The sequence below is a fragment of the Fulvivirga sp. AWR4_260 genome, assembly GCF_056158185.1.
The window spans coordinates 747548-768972 of record NZ_JBSWSU010000015.1; the positions used below are offsets into that span (position 1 = coordinate 747548).

The 21425-nt window shown below is 36.1% G+C and carries 18 protein-coding genes and 1 tRNA gene; 10 read left to right on the forward strand and 9 right to left on the reverse strand.

Annotated elements, in window-relative coordinates:
- Positions 1 to 244 precede the first annotated feature (244 nt).
- Positions 245 to 1099, forward strand: coding sequence for a TraB/GumN family protein (locus tag ACXACQ_RS09685; RefSeq protein WP_474975739.1), 855 nt, complete (start codon positions 245 to 247; stop codon positions 1097 to 1099).
- On the opposite strand, the gene ACXACQ_RS09690 is transcribed toward ACXACQ_RS09685, so the two are convergent.
- The 4 genes from ACXACQ_RS09690 to ACXACQ_RS09705 form a co-directional block, all read right to left on the reverse strand.
- Positions 1096 to 1497, reverse strand: coding sequence for a hypothetical protein (locus tag ACXACQ_RS09690; RefSeq protein WP_474975740.1), 402 nt, complete (start codon positions 1495 to 1497; stop codon positions 1096 to 1098). The genes ACXACQ_RS09685 and ACXACQ_RS09690 overlap by 4 nt on opposite strands.
- 15 nt (positions 1498 to 1512) lie before the next feature.
- Positions 1513 to 2019, reverse strand: a complete 507-nt coding sequence (locus ACXACQ_RS09695) for an O-acetyl-ADP-ribose deacetylase (protein ID WP_474975741.1) — start codon at positions 2017 to 2019, stop codon at positions 1513 to 1515.
- Positions 2019 to 2456: a cytochrome B gene (locus ACXACQ_RS09700; RefSeq protein WP_474975742.1), complete on the reverse strand. Its 438-nt coding sequence runs from the start codon at positions 2454 to 2456 to the stop codon at positions 2019 to 2021. The genes ACXACQ_RS09695 and ACXACQ_RS09700 overlap by 1 nt, the downstream gene beginning before the upstream one ends.
- Positions 2457 to 2536: 80 nt before the next feature.
- Positions 2537 to 4171, reverse strand: a complete 1635-nt coding sequence (locus ACXACQ_RS09705; protein ID WP_474975743.1) for a S8 family peptidase — start codon at positions 4169 to 4171, stop codon at positions 2537 to 2539.
- 287 nt (positions 4172 to 4458) lie between these two features.
- Here ACXACQ_RS09705 and egtB point away from each other — a divergent pair, with 287 nt between their 5' ends.
- From egtB to ACXACQ_RS09725, 4 genes are all read left to right on the forward strand, one after another.
- Complete coding sequence (gene egtB / locus ACXACQ_RS09710; protein WP_474975744.1) at positions 4459 to 5712, forward strand: ergothioneine biosynthesis protein EgtB; 1254 nt, start codon at positions 4459 to 4461, stop codon at positions 5710 to 5712.
- Positions 5713 to 5733: 21 nt separating this feature from the next.
- Positions 5734 to 6669 (forward strand): L-histidine N(alpha)-methyltransferase, encoded by a 936-nt coding sequence (gene egtD, locus ACXACQ_RS09715; RefSeq protein ID WP_474975745.1) that lies wholly within the window; start codon positions 5734 to 5736, stop codon positions 6667 to 6669.
- Positions 6670 to 6740: 71 nt separating this feature from the next.
- A tRNA-Leu gene (locus ACXACQ_RS09720) sits at positions 6741 to 6825 on the forward strand.
- Between the two features lie 167 nt (positions 6826 to 6992).
- A complete protein-coding gene (locus ACXACQ_RS09725) occupies positions 6993 to 7226 on the forward strand; it encodes a hypothetical protein (protein ID WP_474975746.1) in 234 nt (77 codons plus the stop codon).
- A gap of 41 nt (positions 7227 to 7267) precedes the next feature.
- Here the strand turns inward: ACXACQ_RS09725 and ACXACQ_RS09730 are convergent, their stop codons facing one another.
- From ACXACQ_RS09730 to ACXACQ_RS09750, 5 genes are all read right to left on the reverse strand, one after another.
- Positions 7268 to 7651, reverse strand: a complete 384-nt coding sequence (locus tag ACXACQ_RS09730; RefSeq protein WP_474975747.1) for a response regulator — start codon at positions 7649 to 7651, stop codon at positions 7268 to 7270.
- A gap of 145 nt (positions 7652 to 7796) precedes the next feature.
- A complete protein-coding gene (locus tag ACXACQ_RS09735; protein ID WP_474975748.1) occupies positions 7797 to 11087 on the reverse strand; it encodes a CheR family methyltransferase in 3291 nt (1096 codons plus the stop codon).
- Positions 11088 to 11103: 16 nt separating this feature from the next.
- On the reverse strand, positions 11104 to 11691 hold the full coding sequence (locus ACXACQ_RS09740; RefSeq protein ID WP_474975749.1) for a response regulator: 588 nt from the start codon (positions 11689 to 11691) through the stop codon (positions 11104 to 11106).
- On the reverse strand, positions 11688 to 12140 hold the full coding sequence (locus ACXACQ_RS09745; RefSeq protein WP_474975750.1) for a response regulator: 453 nt from the start codon (positions 12138 to 12140) through the stop codon (positions 11688 to 11690). The genes ACXACQ_RS09740 and ACXACQ_RS09745 overlap by 4 nt, the downstream gene beginning before the upstream one ends.
- Entirely contained in the window at positions 12127 to 14868 is a 2742-nt protein-coding gene (locus tag ACXACQ_RS09750) for a PAS domain-containing sensor histidine kinase (protein ID WP_474975751.1), read from the reverse strand. Before ACXACQ_RS09750 ends, ACXACQ_RS09745 begins: the two co-directional genes overlap by 14 nt.
- Before the next feature lie 275 nt (positions 14869 to 15143).
- Between ACXACQ_RS09750 and ACXACQ_RS09755 the strand changes: the two genes are divergently transcribed.
- The 5 genes from ACXACQ_RS09755 to ACXACQ_RS09775 all read left to right on the forward strand — a co-directional run bounded on the left by ACXACQ_RS09755 (position 15144) and on the right by ACXACQ_RS09775 (position 21398).
- Complete coding sequence (locus ACXACQ_RS09755; RefSeq protein WP_474975752.1) at positions 15144 to 16937, forward strand: sensor histidine kinase; 1794 nt, start codon at positions 15144 to 15146, stop codon at positions 16935 to 16937.
- Complete coding sequence (locus ACXACQ_RS09760) at positions 16934 to 17584, forward strand: response regulator (RefSeq protein ID WP_474975753.1); 651 nt, start codon at positions 16934 to 16936, stop codon at positions 17582 to 17584. The genes ACXACQ_RS09755 and ACXACQ_RS09760 overlap by 4 nt, the downstream gene beginning before the upstream one ends.
- A 114-nt stretch (positions 17585 to 17698) precedes the next feature.
- The gene (locus ACXACQ_RS09765) at positions 17699 to 19210 is read left to right on the forward strand and encodes a sensor histidine kinase (RefSeq protein ID WP_474975754.1); all 1512 of its coding nucleotides are present in this window, start codon (positions 17699 to 17701) and stop codon (positions 19208 to 19210) included.
- 215 nt (positions 19211 to 19425) lie between these two features.
- Positions 19426 to 19890, forward strand: coding sequence for an energy transducer TonB (locus ACXACQ_RS09770; protein WP_474975755.1), 465 nt, complete (start codon positions 19426 to 19428; stop codon positions 19888 to 19890).
- A 494-nt stretch (positions 19891 to 20384) separates the two neighbouring features.
- Entirely contained in the window at positions 20385 to 21398 is a 1014-nt protein-coding gene (locus tag ACXACQ_RS09775) for a LacI family DNA-binding transcriptional regulator (protein WP_474975756.1), read from the forward strand.
- Positions 21399 to 21425 lie beyond the last annotated feature (27 nt).

Consider the following 21425-nt stretch of genomic DNA (forward strand, 5'->3'; position numbering starts at 1 on the left):
AGCAGGGTATGCTATATATAAAAAGAATAAATGCAGCGCTTCTCATAGCAGATTATGTGTAAAACTTTATTATGAGACCCTAATAATACGAAATAGGTTGCAATCTGTTATGCTGTTGAAAGTGAAGGAATTAATTGGTGTATATAATTTTTAATATAAACTATAATAGTAAACAAACTCTATACCTATAATACTGTTTTATTAATTAATTTTATTGGCCAAAATAGTTTTAAAAAAATCTGATATGCTGAAAATAATATTTGTCTTACTAAGTGTCTGCTTAAGTGTAGGGCAGTCTTTTTCTCAAACTAAATCATTATTATATAAGATAACAGGAAAGGGGATTCAGGCTCCTTCTTATATCTATGGGTCTATTCATATTATTTGTTCAGAAGATTTAATAGTGAGGCCTGAAGTGAAGCAGGCTTTTGATGCATGCAATCATGTGTTGATGGAATTGGATATGGATGATCCTACTTTTATGATGAAAATGCAACAAGCATCTGTAAATACGGATGGCACTAAGCTGACAGATCATTTAAACGAGGATGAGGAAAAACTTATTAATGACTTTTTGATGGCTAATTATGGGATGGGCTTGGGAGCATTTAATGCATTGAAACCGTTTTTGGTTGCTTCTTTAGTAATGGCTAAAATGGTTGATTGTGCTCAGCCTGCTTCTTATGAAATGACTTTTGTAAATATGGCTAAAGAAAAAAAGATAGAAGTTAGCGGTTTGGAATCAGTACAAGAACAAATCAATATTTTTGATGCTATACCTATAAAGGAACAAATTAAGATCACAACGGAAGTGCTTCAGGATACAGCACAAAGCAAGGCATACCTCAGAAAAATGATTTCTACTTATAAATTGAATGATGCAGAGGCTCTTTTTAAAGTGATACAGGAAGACCCGCAATATGAAAATTCCATGGATGTATTACTTGATGATAGAAATGAAAAGTGGATACCTGATATTATAAAGTATATTCACGAACAACCTACATTTATAGTAGTTGGCGGTGCGCATTTAGGTGGAGATAAAAGTGTGTTAGCGCTTTTAAAACGTGCGGGTTATACTTTAGAAGCCGTTAATTAATCTGTTTTAAACGGAGAGAATATGCTTTTAATTTTTTCTTGATAGAAATAAATAGGATCATTAGAATTAGAGAAACTGCTCCATAGCTCATACGGGATAGTGTCATAAACTACAAGGCTATCCTTGCTCTCTTTTACAATTAAGAAGCCCACTTCACCATTGCATGAGTAGTAATATGCCGCATTGGGAACTCGGTAGTCAGAAAGTTTTAAGCGCTCTTTAACTCTAAATGTAGAGCGAGTTATAGTTTCAATGGCTTGTTGCTTATTTGTGAAATGCGCGGTGTCTAATTTCTGGCAGTCGGTGTTTTCAGGTCCTTTAGAGAAATTGTGTTGCACTTCTTGTGCTGAACAGTAGGCTGAAATCGATAATGATAGTGCAATCAAAAGTATTTTCATACTTTATATAATCAATTATGGTAGTAATTGTTTCAGCTGCTTAAAATCCTCATTGCTAAAGGCTACTAAAAATATCTTTTCTAAAGTTGAGGTTTTTGTTAGAAAGCTATTGATGGATTCAATGGCTATTTGAGCTGCTCTTTCAAATGGAAAACCATAAACACCTGTACTGATAGAAGGAAAAGCAATACTTTTGAATTGGTGGTCTTTGGCAATTAATAGGCTGTTTATGTAGCAATTGGCCAATAATTGATCTTCGTTGTAGTCTCCACCTTGCCAAACTGGTCCTACTGTAGAGATTACATGCTTTGCTGGTAAATTAAAACCCGGGCTAAGTTTGGCTTCTCCGGTATTGCAGCCATTAAGCTTTTTGTTAAATTGAAGTAATTCAGGCCCTGCCGCCTTATGTATAGCGCCATCCACTCCACCACCGCCTAGTAATGAATTGTTAGCAGCATTTACAATGGCGTCTACTACAAGAGTAGTTATATCTGCATGAATTACTTCAATAATGGTCTTCATTAGAACCAGCTAGCACCTAAGTTTCTGAATGGCCAAGGAATGCCTGCAAGCATCACTATAAGACCTAGGATGAAGAATGTAACAATGGCCTTAAAACGTTTCTTGTCTTCGGTTAGCCTTTTGGCTTTGCTATAACCTATGGTGATTAAAGCTACTGCTATAATCATCATGCTGATGTGTTCTACAAGATAGAAACGGAGTACAGAGTCTCCCATGGCAGCACCAGAGAACATTACTTTAGGGCTAATAAAGTATAAGATAAGGCCCAAGAGTAATTGTATATGGGTGAAAATTAATGCTACTAAAGCAAGTTTTCTGTCCTTCTCGGTGAAAGGAGTATTTCCACTTGTTTTGCCTATTGCATTGGCAATAGAAACTAATATAAATATTAAAACTAACCACCTAAGGCCGGAATGCGCGTGTACGAGTATATTCATAGCTATAAAATAATAAAACCGGACCAAAGGTAGTCCGGTTTTAAGTGTAAGACAATATTTCTTAAGACTTTCGTCATATACTATTTCATTGATTCTGCCATTTCAATTGCATCATACGCATTGATCACTCCTCCGGAAATAGAAAGCTCTTTAAAGTCAATCAATTCACTGTCAGAACCGGGCTTCAATACTTTTAGGTCATCAAATTTTCTTGAAGACTTCATAATAATTTCTTTTACCTGAACGGCCGTTAAGTTAGGGAAGTAAGACATGATTAAAGCTGCTACACCAGAGGTGTTTGGTGCTGCCATACTTGTACCATTGTATGATTCGTACGTGTTGTTTGGTGTAGTGGAATAAATATCAACACCAGGTGCAAATACATTAACGGTTTTCTTTCCATAGTTAGAAAATGAACCAACAAGCTCTTCATTATCTTCTGCAGAAGAAGCACCTATTTCCATCCAGTCTTGAGCCTGAGTATTGTCAAGATAAATTTTAGTAGGGAAGTTATCAGCGGTGTCTACGTCTTTAGAGCTGTTGCCGGCAGCGTGGATTAATAATACTCCTTTGCTTTCTGCGTACTTTACAGCTTTGTCAACAGCTTCTTTTTGCGGAGAGTATGATTTTCCAAAGCTCATGTTGATGATTTGCGCTCCGTTATCTACAGCATAGATAATGGCATTGGCCACATCTTTATCTCTTTCATCACCATCAGGTACAGCTCTTACTACCATTATTTTTACATTTTCTGCTATACCTTTAATTCCAAGGTTGTTATCTCTGTTGGCAGCTATAATTCCAGCTACGTGCGTGCCATGGCTAGGGTCATGACCTTTAACGTCATTGTTTCCATAACCTTTTTCATAAGAGTCTGAATAATCATCACCTACCACTGTGCGAGGGTTGAAATCAGTATTTAATGCATATTTAACCTGATTTTCAAAGTGCTCAACTGCCCCAGTTAATTCTTCACCAATAGCATCGAAATCTGCATCTTCGCCAGCATTTTGCAAAATCATCCCTACAATGTTTCTGGCTACTAAAAGCGTAGAATCTTGAGTGTCAAGATCTCTTAAATCGTCCATAGACACTTTTTCTACATTAAAATATGCTTTAAGAAGTGTGTTAAATCTTGATATGTTTTGTTGTAATTGGCTGTAGAAAGTATACTGCTCTTCTGCTTTTTCATAAGTGCTTTCAAAGTCTTCTTTTACTTTTAACCATTTTTTATACTCTTCACGGTTTTTCTTCTTCACTTTCTTTTCTTCCTTGTCACCGTATTTAGCTTTTAAATCAGCGTATATTCTGGTTAGCTCATAAGTGTCTTGCTCTACGTTGCCATCTTTTCCGCCAATGAAATTCCATCCGTAACGGTCATCTATGTAGCCGTTCTTGTCATCATCGATGCCATTGCCTTCTATCTCATCAGTATTTACCCATATTTTTCCCTGAAGATCTTCATGGTCAATGTCTACTCCAGAATCAATAACAGCTACGGTAACTGTGGTAGATTTTTTGTTTTTTAAAATTGTGTTGTAAGCTTTTTCAACACTAGATCCTTCAAAGTGATCTGCAGCAGGGTCTAAAATAAACCAATCTTTAGGTGGGTTTTCAGTGCTGTCTTGTACAGCATCCTGAGCGTATGCCGCTCCTGAAAATATACTGCCGGCTAGTATGGTTCCGGCTAAAATTCCTCTAATACCTTGTTTCATAATTTTGTTCTACCTTGGAATTATATTCTTTTAAAAAAGTTTGCCAATATACGCTAATCACACCAGAAATGGCTCATATTTTATACTATTGGTATTTGTAAATCTACCATAGCCAACCAAAAAATCGTTTGTTTTGGTTCCCTTATGAGGCTCTTCTTCCTTTATGATGGCGGATGTGCAAGAAGCGTATCAAAAGTGTAACTATTTATTTCACCATCTGTTTAACAAAGTAGTGGGTGTTGGTTAGCCTTCACCTTATCATCATTAATAAACTAAGCCTCACTCAGATGTTATTGCAAGAAGTAGAATTAGCAGAGAAATATTGGAAAGTAAGAAAAACCACCGAACAGATTTGTAAGCCCTTACATGCTGAAGATTATGTGGTGCAGCCAATAGTGGATGTTAGTCCTCCAAAATGGCATTTGGGGCACACTACTTGGTTTTTTGAGACTTTTATTTTAAAGCAGTTTGCTGATAATTACAAAGTGTTTAATGATGGATATGGCTTTGTTTTTAATAGCTATTATGAAAGTGTAGGGAAGAGGGTAATAAGAACTGATAGAGGTAATTTAACTCGGCCTACAGTGGATGAGGTGATGGCTTATCGCTCATATGTTGATGAAGCAATGGATGACTTTCTTAAAGGTGATTGTCCATCTGCAGTAGATGAGCTGATGATGTTAGGGCTGCAGCACGAGCAGCAGCATCAGGAGTTATTGATGTATGATATTAAATACATACTAGGTAATAATCCGCTGTTTCCTGTTTATATCGATGGTAAAGTAGAAGAGACGAAAAAAAGTAAACCACTTTCTTTTTTAAGTGTGGATGAAGGTGTTTACGATATCGGTCATAATACAGACGGCTTCTGCTTTGATAATGAACTAGGAGCTCATAAGGTCTATTTGCATGGTTATGAAATAGCTGATAGGTTGGTGACCAATGAAGAGTATTTGGAGTTTATGGAAGATGGAGGTTATACCAATTTCAAACATTGGCTTTCAGAAGGCTGGGCTTGGGTTAATGAGCATAAGATTGTTTCTCCTTTTCATTGGCACAAAATAGATGATGAGTGGTGTCAGTATTCATTGCGTGGAGGACTTAAGCCACTAGATTTACATGCACCTGTTGCCCATGTTAGTTTTTTTGAAGCTGATGCTTTTGCTAAGTGGAAAGGGATGCGTTTACCCACGGAGTTTGAATGGGAGACAGCAGCTAAAATTTTTGAAGAACCTAGAAGTCAGGGTAATAGTAATTTTTTAGAGACTGATTGCCTTGAACCTATGGCTGCAGGTGATAATAATCAGTTTCTTGGCGATGTGTGGGAGTGGACCAACAGCGCTTATTTGCCATACCCTTACTACGAAACTGCAGAAGGAGCGGTAGGCGAGTATAATGGCAAGTTTATGGTTAATCAAATGGTGTTGCGAGGAGGATCGTGCGTTTCCCCTGGCAATCATATTAGAAATACTTACAGAAATTTCTTTCACCCCAATTTAAGATGGCTGTTTTCAGGTTTTAGATTGGCTAAAAATATTTAATTCAACTTTTACTCATTCCTCATGAACAAACAATTTGCCCAAGACGTAATTGAAGGGCTTAATGCTACTCCAAAAACACTTTCGTCAAAGTATTTTTATGATGAAAAAGGAGATGCTATTTTTCAGCAAATAATGAATCTCGATGAATATTATTTAACCCGAAGTGAATATTCAATCTTTGATCTGCATAAAGATCAAATGTTGAAGATTTTTAATGCAGGGGTTGAGTCTTTTAACCTTATTGAGTTTGGTGCTGGAGATGGATATAAGACCAAGGTGCTGTTAAAGGAGTTTTTAAAAAAGGAGACAGACTTTAAATATATGCCTATAGACATTTCTGGGCATGTGCTAGATGAACTCGAGGGGGCTCTTAAAAAGGATTTACCAGAGTTAAAGGTAAAACCATTGCAAAATGATTATTTTAAAGCGCTTAGCGAACTAGATAATAGTAAAACAAGAAAGGTAGTACTCTTTTTGGGGTCTAATATTGGTAATTTTTCTGAAGAACAAGCAGTACAGTTTCTAACCGAGCTTAATCAAGTATTACGAAAAGGAGATTTGGTGATGATTGGCTTTGACCTAAAGAAAGATCCTAATGTGATACTGAATGCCTATAATGATAAAAATGGAGTAACCAGAAGTTTTAACCTCAACTTGTTGAACAGAATCAATGAAGAGCTGAATGGTAATTTTGATATCAGCAAATTTCAACATTTTCCTACTTATGATCCTCTAAGCGGCACCACAGCCAGTTATTTAATTAGTAAAGAAAAGCAAAGAGTGGAGATTCTCGATCAGTCAATAGAGTTTGAAGCTTGGGAAGCAATACACATGGAAGTTTCACAGAAATATGACTCTTTAGACATCGAAAGCATGGCATCGCAGGCCGATTTTACGGTGGTGAACAACTTCTATGATAGCAATAAATATTTTGTTAATTCTATATGGAAAAAATAGTAATGCCGTGAGGTTGTATATTTGAATCTTATGATTACATTTGTGCCCCATTTCAAGCACTACCACACTATGCGCACGTGGCGGAATTGGTAGACGCGCCAGGTTGAGGGCCTGGTGGCCATTGCGGCCGTGGAGGTTCGATTCCTCTCGTGCGCACACTTTTTTCTCGAAAAAGTGTTTTTCTGTAGTTAAATTTAAAAATCTAGGAATTTAAATCGTTTGCAGTTTGTTGATGCCGTATATTTGCATGAGAAACGTTATTTTTTTCTTAAATATATAGGAGTATGAAGAAGACTGGGATTATATTTTTTTTTCTGATAACAATGAGTGCGCTAGGATATGCGCAAGAGCATGATTTTGGTCCTGAGGCGAAGAATAAAAAACCTTGGGATGCAAAAAATACAGAATCGGTAATCTATTTTGCATCTGGCGAAAAAGAGGTAGGACCAAGTAGGAAACATTTGGTAGGGGTGAAGCCAGATAAGCTAGAGAAAGTGGTTGTTAAAAATCGCAAAGAAAGGCAATTTGGGCCAGCGGCAAAAAACAATAGAAGATAATACAAAGAGAGGCGTTAATTTCAATTAACGCCTCTCTTTTTTTATTGAGCTCTAAAGTAATGTGTTATAATATTGTCAGAAAGAGGCTTTTCAATATAAGCTATTACATCATCAAACTCAGTAGCCCTATCTCTTTCCTTTTTGCGGATAGATGTAGTAAACATCATGATCTTCGAAGCACCTTTGTAAATGCTACTTTCATACCAGCTAAGAAATTCAAAACCATTCATTAGTGGCATGTTGATGTCTAAAAGCACATATTTAGGCAAATCTTCCGGGTGACTTTTAAAGTAGTTTATAGCCTCCATACCATTAAGAACAGTAATTATTTCTATGTCAGAAATGATTGACTTTATGGCTTGCTCAGCAACGTAATTGCTTATTTCATCATCATCTATAATTAATACATTAGAAGTCGTTCTCATATCTGATAGGTTTAGTTGTATAGATATAATAAAGGACGTGATATTTTTCGTTCCATATTATACATATATCTACGTATTTTTAATTTATTTATAGATTTTACCACTACCTATTTAGGTCAAATATGAGAAAACGCAATTGATTTGCTTAGTTGGGCAAGTAAATGGTGAATATTGATCCTTCACCTTCTTTGCTGCTCACTTCTATTTTCCCTCCATATTTTTCCACTATAGATCTGGTAATGTGTAAGCCTATTCCTTTGCCGTTAACATCGAGATGAAACCTCTGAAACAGCCCAAATAACTTGTTTCCATAGCTATCTAGGTCTATCCCTCTACCATTATCCTGTACTTCTATGCAGGTGAAATCACTTTCTTTGTAGCACCTGATGTTAATAGTTGGGTCTGCGTCATTTTTTCTATACTTAATAGCATTGGTTATTAAGTTTTGCAGTATGTTTTGAAAATGAACAGGCGGGAAGTTAACTACATCACAGTCTGTAGTGTCTAGGTTAATTTTTGTGTTGGTAGTACTTATCTTCTCATCTATTCCCTGCATAACCTCTTCAATGGCTTCGCCTATATTCAGTATTTCACATTTTATGTTTAGGCTTTTCTTTACCGCAATGACTTCATTTAAGGTTACAATAGTTTTTTTCATTCGGAAAACAACATTTTTTAATCTTTCGAAAACCTTATCGCCATCTTCTTTAATATAACTTTCTTTTTCGATAATTCGAATTAATGAATCAAGATTTGTGATTGGTGCTTTTAAATCATGTGAAGCAAGAAAGGCAAATTGTTCTAATTCTATGTTACTTCTTTCTAGCTCCTCAGCTTTTATTTTAAGCTGTTGTTCTATTTTTTTAAGTTCATTAACATCAATAAAAACAAACACAACACCTTTTACCTCCTTTTTAGAGGTAATGTAAGGCAATGCTCGCATTAGGTAAACTTCACCTTTTGTTGTTACTACTTCTTTTTCTATAGGGCTAAAGTCAGAAAGTAATTTTTCCGCTACTGGTATAAGATTAAAATCTTTAAAAGCACTGCTAAAATCACCAACATGACGACCTATGTCGTTATTGTTGATTTTTACAAGGTTAGAGATGGCATTGGTAAACCGTTTGATATTAAGATCATTGTCAAGAAAAAGGGTGGCAATGTGAGTACTTTGTAAGAAGTTTTTGAGGTCATCATTTAGTTCTGTCATTTCAATGAGCTTATTTTCAAACTCATTGTTTACCGTGTAAAGTTCTTCATTAACGCTTTGAAGCTCTTCATTACTGCTTTGAAGCTCTTCATTGGCCGCCATAAGTTCTTCATTAGTGGCTTGAAGCTCTTCGTTTGAAGTTTCTAACTGTTCAATTGTGCACTGAAGATATTCTTTAGTTTCCTTTAAATCTTCTTCTAGTCTTCTAATATGCAAATCTTTTTCTTTGCTGAGGTCAGAGGCAAATTCATCATCTTCCATGGCAGCAGGGAAGACGTTGGTTGAAACCTCTGGCAGGCTAATGATTACATAGTTATTTTTAGTGCTGGGTTCAAGGTATGGCTTTGCTATTATTTTTAAAAAGCTTTTTTCTTGATCAATGAATTCAATTATAGGAGAAACATATTTTTTCTTCTGGTTTTTAACCTTCGAAATAGCATTGCTTACAGCTACATAGAGCTGCTCATCAATCATTTTCAAAATATTAAGCGTTAGTTGCTTTTTGGGTAGTTTGATGAACTTGTCAATTTCTCCAGAAACGTGTACTACATCTAAGTTTTCATTAACCAGTACAGTAGGTGGAACTAAGTCATCTAACAAGGCATCTTTGAAGTTAGAGAGTATCTTAGAATCATTTACTGTTTTAGTAATTGATTTGGGTTGCAATGGCTCAGTAGTAGGCCTGCTGTTTTGTTCAAAAGGACTTAGTCGATGTACATCTACAATACGTGTTGTCATTCTATTTTTGTAGATTTTGTACTTTTTGCTTACCTCTTCAAATGCATTAGTAAGCATACCCGGAGTTTCGCTACTGCCCAAGAATAAATAACTGTTCTCGTTTAGCGAGAAGTGTATGTATGATAGTATTTTCTCTTGTAATTCTGATTCTATGTAGATAAGTAGATTTCTACAGCATGCTAAGTCAATATTGTTAAATGGAGGGTCTTTAGAAATGTCGTGCTTGGCGAATATTACCATTTGGCGTAAGTCCTTTTTTACTTGATAAGCATCGTTTATTTTGTTGAAATACTTGCTTAGCAGTTGTGGAGGAACCTCGTCTTTGATGGTTTCTGGGTAAATGCCCTTGCTAGCTTTGTCAATTGCCCTTTGGTCAATGTCAGTGGCAAATATTTTTATTCCTGCACTTTTACGTTGTTTATGAAACTGTTCTTTCAATAGCATGGCCACAGAATATACCTCTTGCCCTGTGGAGCAGCCAGCTATCCAGACCCTGATATCTTTATCTTTGTGAACATTTTTCACTAATTCATAAAGCACATTTTTGTCTAACTCTTCAAATGCCTGATTGTCTCTGAAAAAACCTGTTACGCCAATTAAAATGTCATTGCCTAATAATTCTATTTCTTCAGGGTAAGCCTTTAAGTGTTTTAGGTAAAGGTCTTTGTTTAAGATGTTTCTAATGCTCATTCTGCGCTCTATCCTTCTTACGACAGTACCTTTTTTGTACATTCTGAAGTCTAGTTTGGTGCGCTGATGAAGTAGCGTTAAAATTTGGTGTAGTTCATCGCCTTTTTCATTGTCATACTGCGAGCCTAAGTCGTATGATTGTAACTCCTGTCTTTTGACATACGGATGTTTTACATAGTTAATGATAGCTTCGGGCATGCGTGCAGGGTGCAGTATGTAGTCAACCAAGCCGGTGGCTATTGCGCTTTTAGGCATGTTATCGAAAGCAGCGCTGCTTGGGTCTTGTGCTATTACCATGCCTCCGTTTTCTTTGATAGACTCTATGCCCAAGGTGCCATCGCTACCTGTTCCGGAAAGAATTACCGCTATAGCTCTTTCTTTCTGATCTTCAGCCAATGACTTTAGAAATATATTTATAGGTAGATTAAGTGCTTTTGGGTTGCCTCTGTCTTCTAAGTGCAGTACACCATCTTTTATTATAATATTTTTATCTGGCGGAATTGTGTATATACAATTGGGTTCCACCTTCATTTTGTCTGTTACCTTAGATATTTTAACAGAAGTGTGTTTAGCCAGTAGCTCTGGCATTAGCGACTTGTAGTCTGATGATAGGTGCTGCACCAGAATAAAACTTAACTCTGGGTTGGCGGGTACTTTATCAAAAAAAGCATTGATAGGCTCTAGGCCTCCAGCAGAAGCACCTATGCATACAATGTTTAATGTTGATGTGTTCTTGTCGGTTTTAGAATCCTTTTTTATCTCTTTAATGGTTTTGCTGGTTGTATTATTTTTTGCCATTATAAGTTGCTTAAGGTTAGATCGATTCCTCGTTGTTGTTGGTTAGTTTGTTTAAGTCATCTAATGTTTTAGATAAAATGTCGTTTACATTTTCAGTATTGCCATTTCTCTCTAAAAAGGTTTGTATTCTTTGAAGAGCCTCTATGTTTTTATTTACTCTTGTATGAATTTTATTGCTTATTCTTTCTATTCTCTTTTTAGACCATTTTCTATGATGTTGAAATGCATTTTCTACAGATTCGGGTAGTTTGTTTAAATTTGATTTAAGAACTAAGCCTGAGGCTCCGTTTAAAATGGTTTCTGCGGCTATTTCTTCCCCTACTGTGCCGGTAACAAATATGAATGGTGTTTCTGGACATGAATCAATAGCTACACTAAGAGCTTCATACCCATTGAACTCTGGTAAGTTATAATCTGATAGAATTAAATGGGGCATAAAATAATGAATGTGATTGCTGAAATCATTTCGGTTATCAGCTATTACATGCTCAACCAAATACCCATGGTTTAAGAGCTCATCTATCATTAATTCAGCATCTTCTAATGAATCTTCCAGAACTAATACTTTCAAATATTTCTTTTCCTTGAAGTTGTGGATGCTCATATGTTTGAGTTTAATGTAGTATTTAAGTCTAGCCAGAAAGATTTTATTTGTTCTATAGCTTCATTAAACATAGAGTATTTAACAGGTTTTACTACATATCCATTGGCACCTAGATCATAAGCTGTATTTACATCTTCTTTTTCGTTAGAAGATGATAAGATTATAATAGGGATTAACTTTAAAATAGGGTGGTCCTTTATGGATTTTAAAACTTGTAAACCATCAATTTTGGGAAGTTTTAGGTCTAGTAAGATCAATTTCGGTAAAGGATCGTTCTGAGATATTTTTTCTTCATCAAAAAAGTAATCGAGAGCTTCCTGTCCGTCAGTTATTAATTTTATATTTCTTGATACGCCATGTTCTTCAAGGCAATCAATAGTTAGCTCTGCATCAGCGGGGTTGTCTTCAATATAAACTAGGTCAGCGGTCAGGGTGTTAGTTAGGTTCATCGTGGTCATGGTTAAAGGAGAAGAGAAAGGTAGCGCCAACTCCAAGGGTAGCGTCAGCCCAGATGTCACCTCCATGTTTTTCAATTATCTTCTTGGTAATGGCTAAGCCTACGCCCGTTCCTTCAAAATCAGCATCATTGTGTAGCCTTTGGAAAACACCAAACAATTTTTTCTTGTGCCTCATGTCAAACCCCACACCATTATCTTTTACAAAATAAGTAATTTGCCGGTTATCTTTAAAATACCCTACCTCTATTTCAATATTATTTTTTTTACTTGAATATTTGATAGCATTGGAGAGTAGGTTGGTAGCTACTTGCCTAATCATGGTTTCGTCTCCATAAGCATTAGGGAGGTCAGCTATTTTGAAATTTATATTTAATGGGGTGTGCCATGTTTCTATCAGGTTATGATATGAATGCGAGAAAATGGCCGTCATATTTATAGGCTTATTAGATACATGTTCGCGGCTTACCCTAGAGAAGGCCAAGATGTCATCTATAAGTCTATCCATTTGGTTTGTGTTTTTGACAATGATGTCAATGATGCGAAGGGTTTCACTATCAACAAATTCCTGGCTTTTTTTCATTAGCTTGTTACTAAAGCCAATAATGGCTCTTAAAGGAGCTCTTAAATCATGACTTACAGAATAGCTAAATGCTTGTAGGTCATTGTTACTCTGCATGAGCTGAATATTGAGCTCTTTTATCTTTATTTCATTCTTTTTGATATAGGTAATGTCTTGTTGTAGACCTATCATATCAGTAGCAACGCCTTGGGCATTGTAAACAAAGTAACTGTTGTAGTATATGTGCTGTTTTTTCTTAGTTTGTGGGTTAATGATCGTGTACTCTGTAGAGAATGAAGACTTATTGTTTAATGAGCTTTTAAACTTTCTCAGAAAACCAAATCGCTCTTTTGAATTTAATTCTTTTAAGAAGTCCTCAGCGCAGTATTCGGTAGTAGTAATGCCAAAAAGCAAAGAGAAATTTTCAGAGACGAGGCATTTTCCTGTAAGAAGGTTAATTTCAAAATAGCCCATTTGCCCTGTTTGTTGAGCTAATTCTAAGTTTTTGAGGTACTCTTTTCTTTGTTTTTCTCTATTTATTCGTTTTGTTATGTCTCTTAAAGATACTGCTAGCTCAGCATCTGACTTTTCGTCTCTAATTGTAGAAACGGAAATTTCTATAGGAAACCTGTCTCCTAGGTGATTAATCCCGTTTAATTCAGAGGTTTTGGTAAGAGACGGGCTGGTATTACTTTTAGCGCTGCCTATATTGATGATGCTGTTGAAGTCAGGGATATACTTACCTATGTTGTGGTGTGTTATTTCTTCATGAGGTTGAGCAAATAGTTTTTTTGCTAGTCGGTTGCTGAAGTTAATATCACCTTCATTATTTATAATAAGCATAGGGTCGGGTGTAGATTCTAGCAGTAGTTTAAAGCGCTTTCCTGCTTTAATAATTATGTTCTCGTGCTCTTTTTTGCTGGTAAGATCTTGAGTGATGTTAACATACCCTGTTAGGTTGCCCGCTGTATCTTTAAGGCTGCTTACTACAGTGTTTCCCCAGAATATAATCCCATTTTTTTTAACCTTCCAACCTTCATATTTTGAGCTGCCCAACTCCTTGGCCTCAAGTAGTATTTTTTCTGGTTTTCCTGCTGCTACATCTGCAGGTGTGAAAAAAGCGGAGAATGATTGGTGTAGTACGTCTTTTTCTGTGTATCCCGTAATCTTCTCAGCGCCTTTGTTCCAAACTAGTACACAGCCTTCTAAATCTAGCTTTATAATGGCATAGTCTTTTATGTCTGTTACTAGCTGGTGGTAGGAGGCTTCGGACTGTTGAATAGCCTTAAGAAGTTTTTCGTTTATCGCTTCTTTTGATTGAATGTGAAAGGCAGTGATAACTATAAGTGCACCCGATAGTAAGCTGATGAAGCCTAGGCTTGAGATGAAGGCAATGGAGGCATCTATTGATTTGTTGTTAATAGTATAGCCAATAAAAAAGCTAATGAGTAATGGGAGTAATACTACCAAGGGCAGTAGTATTCTGGTCATTCTTCCGCTTAAAGACTTACTTCGTATTAAGCCCATAATGCCAAAATTAGGATCTAGAGAGATGATGCCTACAAAAAGAGAGATGCTCATAAAGGCAGTAATAGCAGACATACCTATGCCTGACTTGGGCTGGTAGCTATAAAAATTACTGGCCAAGCCTGCATACCCAAATAGAGCTACCCACGGTATGATCATGCCAATAATGCACAAAGTGTGAGCTATTAACCTATTGTTTTTGAGCTTTAGGGAAGACATGAAAAGGGCTATGGCAGCCAAAGAAACTGTAATTAGCGTTCTGGGAGAGGGTCTTCCTGGGTGCAGGAAGTGCTTGCGGCTACTTAAATTTTCTTTAAATAGTAGTAAGTCAATTTGAGTGATTTTAGGAACTAAGTATTCGGCTATTAGCCATATGCATAGCGTCAGGGTGCCCAATGTTATCAGTCGGGAAGTGGTTAGGTAGCTGCGTTTGCGCTTAATAGTATGAAATTCTGATATGCAAACAGATGCACCTAAAAAGCCTATCATTAATGCTGTGAGTGGTGTGCTGGCAGGTAATGAAGGTCGGAGGTTAGTTAAAAAGGGTATGTCTAGCAGCCAGCCAGTAAATACATTTAAAGCGCAAGCAATAGTAATAAATCCACATAAGAGAGAAATGTTGAGCGGGATCATGTTGTGAGGCTTTTTCAATAAAAATAAGCAGAAAGTTTTTCTGCAATATACTTACGGTGTATTAATTATGATTAAAGTTATTTAATTGATTGGTTTTTAGGATATTGTTGTGTTTTCTCTGTTAGGAGGTGTGGTTCAAAAATTGTTTTGTTTTAAGTAAGGCATATGACGAATGCGCTTATATTTTGCTGAGAAATGATTATATTCATATAAATGATAAAGTGAGCTTTTGGGCGAAGTTTTAAGTGATGAACTAGGAAACGGGTTAAGTGTATATGTCTCTTATATCAGACAAGTTGAGTTTTGAAGTTGATAGGCTACGGTTAATTTCTGATAATACCACTAATATTATAATTTTCTCTGATGTTGAAGGAAGAATTACTTGGGTGAATAAAACCTTTACCAAAGTTACCGGATATACCATGCCTGAATCAGAAGGAAAAAAGCCAGGGGATTTGCTGCAAGGAGAAGAAACTAGTGAAGATACTATACTTTTCATGCGGCAAAAAATTGCTGAGCAGGTCAGGTTTAAGACCGATGTGATTAACTACACCAAACAGGGCGCGAAGTATTGGGTGGAAATAGAAATTATTCCGCTAAAAAATGCTGAAGGCGATTTGGAAGGTTTTATGTCGGTTCAAAGTGATATTTCACCAGTGAAAACCATTATTGGAGAAATGTTAAGTGCCAAGGGGATATTAAAAACGGTTTTGGATACTACTCCGTTGTATGTCTCTGTTAAAGACAAGAAGGGGAGGTTCATTTTTTACAATAAGAGGTATCACCAAGAGTTTGCCCGTGCCGAAGGTTATTTCGATTTGCAAAAGCATGTAAAGCTCGAGAAACATGAAAAACAGATTTTCGAGACGGGAGAAAAGATTTTTTATGAAGATACGCTTACTGTAAATGGAAAAGAGCATCAGTTTTTAATTATCACTTTTCCATTAAAAGATTCTGGAGGAGATATTTATGCCTTAGGGAGGTTAGCCATAGATATTAGTGAAAAGAAAAAGGCGCAGGATATTTTGCGTGGGCAAGAGCAGTTGTATTATTCTACTGTGCAATCTATAAATGATGCCGTAATTACAATAGATAAAAACTTCAAGATCCTCTATCTCAATCCTAGTGCGGAGCAACTGACCGGGTATTCATTGAGCGATGCCGTAGATCATGAGTATTACCATATCATAAAAATAAAGGAGCTCCATAGCGAAGCAGCTGTGAATATTTTGCATAATCCACTGTATAAAGATGGTGATTTACGTGAAGGTAAATATCGTTTGATTTCTAGGTTTGGAGATGAAACACCCATTGGAGATGAAAGTCTTACTCAGATGATAGACAGTGATGGGCAGTTTAGAGGCATAGTGCTTTTTTTTAAAGATATATCTGATAAGGTGGAGCGCGAACGACTTGAAAAGGAGATTGAAATTAGCAGGATAGCTGCGCTAATAGAGGGGCAAGAGGTGGAGAGAAAGAGAATTGCCAGGGAGCTACACGATGGATTGGGGCAAATGTTGAATCTAGTTAAAATGAAGGTTTTTCTGGCGCAAGAAACAGTAAATGACAGTTTGAATAAACTTATAGATGAGGCCATACAGGAAACTACCCGTATTTCTAATGACTTAACGCCCTCCAAATTACGTGATTTTGACTTGGCCACCGGAATCAATTCTTTAGTAAGGCAATTGAATAATATTTATGATGTACAAATTACTTTTTACTCCTGGGTGCGTAGCAGCATAGGGGAAAGTAAAAAAGTGAATATGTATAGGGTGGCTCAAGAGGCTATAAATAATGCTTTAAAGCATGCTAAGGCTAGTTTTATATCGGTATCACTTATAGAGCATGGCGATAGAATAAGCCTTACAGTTGAAGATAATGGTGCGGGCATGCAAAAAGAAGATGAGATTTACCTTGATGCCCTTCGTATTAAGCCTGATGTGATACATCATGGTTTGCAAAATATGCAGCAGCGAGCAAAGATAATGGGAGGGCATTTTTCAATAGAGTCGGGAGCGGGGCTCGGTACTTTAATAATTGTAGATATTCCAAATGATGAAATATGACGAAGTACAAAGTAGTACTAGCAGATGATCATGAGCTTTTTAGGGAAGGCATTAAAACTTTTTTGACAAAAATTGATAATGTGGAGTTAGCTGGTGAAGCCAAAAATGGTGCTGGTATTATTTCACTTTATCAAAAGATCCGACCAGATGTGGTGCTTATGGATATTTCACTGCCAGATATCAATGGAATAGAGGCTACCCGACAGATTTTAAATGTTGATGAAAACGCCAAGATCATTATACTTTCTATGTATGACGATGAGGAGTATATTGGGGGCTGTCTAGATGCGGGGGTAAAAGGATATGTGGTGAAAAGTGAATCAGCAATGGAGCTTAGGAGTGCCATAGAAATGGTGCTTGGAGGTAGCAGTTATTTTAGTCACATGGCGCAGGAGGTAGTGATCAGGCGTTTTAAAAAAATGCGTAGCGAAAATGGACGTGATGACAGCGAACCACACATTACAAAGCGAGAATTAGAAATATTAAAACTGATAGCTAAAGGGCATACCAGCAATGAAATCGCTGAGCAGTTATTTATTAGTATTAGAACTGTAGAAACTCACCGTAGCAATATCATGCGAAAATTGGAGGTGAAAAATGTAGTGGAGCTGATAAAAAGAATAATGGAAATGAAGCTAATTACTTAACTACGTAGTTCTTCTTATATCATATACCATATATTTGGTATGAGTAAATACCATTAATTGAGGATGGATTTTAATCATAGCTTTAACTAATTTAATTAGAGATAAAATAAGGATATGATGATTGAAACTCAAAATGATGGAAGCAAAGCATCTGTCCCACAACTTTTCTCTAATCTTCTTGAAAGTCAAGTTTTTGGAGTGGCTATCGTTGATGAAGATAGAAATATTATTCATAAGAATAGCTGTTTGCAAAATATCTTCTCTATTAAGGAAGATGTTAAAACTTTGGATGACCTGTTCATTAAAGATTTGGAAGAGGATTGGGTGGAAAAATTGACTTTGTTTATGGATAAGGCAGCTAGGGGCCGTTCCGGTGCTTTTAATGCTGAAACAGTCAATGGCTGGATTAAGTTGAACATCTCTTGTAGAACATATGAAGGCGCTCCTATATTCATATGTATAGTAGATAAGGTGCTAACGCCAGATCATAGGCCTAACTCGGCCAAGGATTCTATTGCTTTTGGTAAGCTGATAACGGACAATACTTTTGAGTTGATTTTCAGGTGTGATGGTGCGGGTAGAATTGTGTATTTCAACCGTATGTTTGTAGAGTCATTGGTATTTCCTACGCTCTGGTCTGCTAGAAAAAAGAATTTGCAACAAATTCTTATTGATGATTTTGAGAGCATTAAAGATGAATTTCAATCGGGAGTTAATGCGATAAAAAAACAGGTTTGGTTAAAAAAGGAAGACGGAGGGGTGTTAAGAGGATTAGCCAAGATTAGCAGTTATAAGGCTTCCTCAGGAGAACTTTTTTATAGTTGGGTAATACTAGACTTGTCTCGTCACACAGAATATGAACACTACCTCAAATCTGCTAATAATGAGCTGAAAGAAGTGAAATTTCAACTAGAACAGTTCCTTTATAGCACATCGCATGATTTAAGGTCTCCTCTCACTAATATTTTGGGCTTAGTCAATTTGATAAAAACCGAATCTCAAAACGATAATATTAAGGAATACGTGTCAAAAATTGAAGAGAGCGCTAATGGTCTTAATTCCATGATAACCAATATTGCATATCTCACCAGGGTGAACTATTATGCTAGTAATTGCGAGAAAATATCACTGAAGAAGTTGCTTAAGCACGTAATTGATGAATTTCATTCATTGGACAATCATTTTGAAATAAGGTTTAATGTCTGTGTTGAAGATGATGCCTTGCTTTTTTCCGATGAAGAAAAAATAAGGATTGTGTTGGATCAGCTCATTCGTAATGCCATTATGTTTAGAGACCTAAATAAGGAGGTTTTAATAGTGGAGATAAAAGTAGTGAGTAAAAATGGAAGGGTGCAAATTTCTATTTTGGATAATGGCATTGGTATAGAGGAAGAACATATGAAATACGTATTTAATCTCTTTTATAAAGGGACTCCAAAGTCTCCCGGGTCAGGGTTAGGGTTGTTTATTGTTAAAGAAGCAATTGATAGCTTGAAAGGAATTATATCGATAGGTTCTCAGGTAGGTGTGGGCTCTTGGGTAACCTTAGAAGTGCCAAGTCATGAGAAAAAACATAATGCAATCATCAAGTCAATATTAAAGCACGATACACAAGGTGCCGCGTAAATATGGTTATTAATGAATTAATATGCTGTAGTAAATGTCTGATTGTTAATAAATAAGAGTTGATGTTGATTATACCATCACGATAATAAATAGTAGTAGTAAAAGGTGGCGGAGGCAAGAATGGAAACATTCTTGCCTTCATTTTATAGTGAGCCAGGGGGTTAGTGTCAATTATTTGAAAATCGCTTGGTTTATTTATTATTATTCCTCGTTATTTGCATAATATTTATGATGTAAAAAGGATGGTTCGCATTGCTAAGTATTTGATGGTTAGTGTATTGTTGGGTGTTTTGTTTGAAGCTTGCAATAAGCCTACTAGTGAGGATGGAAGGGAGCATCAAAATACCATAAAAGGAGAGATTTTCGACCACGTTGATACGCCTGCCGTTCCTATTGGGGGAGAAGAGCTTTTTAATAAGTATATAGCCGATCACTTGGAATATCCCATTGCCGCGAAGGAGAAAGGCATAGAGGGGCGGGTTTATGTAGAGATAGTGGTGGATGTTAATGGAGGCATAGGAAATATAAATGTCATTAAATCAGACAGTGAGCTGCTAAATGAGAAAGCTCTTGAAGTAGTAGAGCAAAGTGGTGCGGCTATTAAATGGGCGGCAGCACAGCATAATGGTGAAAAAGTAAATCAAAGATTAGTATTGCCCCTAAATTTTAGTTTAAATTAATACTTTACCAAATAAGTGTAAAATATACATATATAGTGCGTTATCGCACTTTTTCCTCTCTTTTTAATAATTTAATACTAGTAAAGTACTTTTTTTATATCTATAAGAGTAAAAAATACGTTAACTTTAATTAGTAGCGAAATCGCGCTTGTAAAGCATTTAAATCGATTGAAACTGTTAGTTCTAAATGATTAAACTCATTTTCAATTTATTTTGTCTTTGAAACCGGACTTTTACTGTATGTGAGTATGGTAATTTACTCTGCCATTAAATTGTAGAATTTAGTGCTTAGAGACATTTAAAATATAAATAACGTTTAATAAATGCATTTTGCACAGTACTTTGTAATTTAGCATGAGATTTATAAATGTAGGAGGGTTTTGAAAAAATAGGGTGAAAAAATACCCTGAAAATAAATGATCCTTATCATTTTTAGTTTTATAAGTCGTTTCTAATACCTTACTTAGCTTTTTTAACGAAAACTTACATAATAAATGGGCGTAACATTAAAGGACATAGCTTTTACTCTAGGGCTCTCACCTTCTACTGTTTCAAGGGCGTTGAATGATCATCCGGATATTAATGAGCAAACACGTAAGTCAGTAAAACAGTTGGCCAAAAAGATGAACTATCAGGTTAACAAAATGGCGAGTGGGTTGCGTACCAGAAAAACTTATGCAATTGGCGTTATTGTACCTAAAATAGCAAGTCATTTTTTCTCTTCAGTGCTCAGTGGTATTCAAAAAGTGGCCGGAAGCAATGATTATCAAGTGTATATATGCCAAACGAATGAATCTACTAAACAGGAAATAAAGTATATATCTTCATTACTTGCGGGTAGTGTTGATGGTATATTGGTTTCATTAGCAAAAGGGACTAAAAACCTTAAGCATATAAAGCAGGTAATAGACAGCAACATGCCATTGGTGCTTTTTGATAGAACTAGTGATCAGTTTAAAGTGCCAAAAATTGAAGCAGAAGATTTTAAAGGTGCTTATAGAGCGGTAAGTCATCTAATAGAAATTGGATGCAAGAAAATTGCTCATTTAGCAGGGCCCGATAATTTGGGGGCTAGCCATAATCGTATGTTAGGGTATAGGCAGGCATTGATAGATCATAAAATTCCGATAGATGAGAGTTTAATCATTCCTTGTGATTTTGATCCAGAAAAAGGTAGGGAGGCTGTAAGAGAGCTGATAAAAGGGCCAAAAGACATTGATGGTATTTTTAGTGTTAATGATGAAATAGGCGTTGAATCTATACTAGCATTACAAGCTATGGATATTAAGGTGCCTGATCAGGTTGCGGTAGTTGGATTTGGCGATTTTCCTATCTGTGAAATTGTTATGCCTCATTTAAGTTCTGTAATGCATAACCCTTATCGAATTGGTTATGAAGCAGCAGAATGTTTGTTTGATCAAATTAACTCATCTCAGAAAGGGAAGAATTTCAGACATATAATTCCTTCTCAATTGGTTATCAGAGACTCTTCAAGAAAGATAAAATAAGAGAGACTTAACTGCTCTAAAATAATA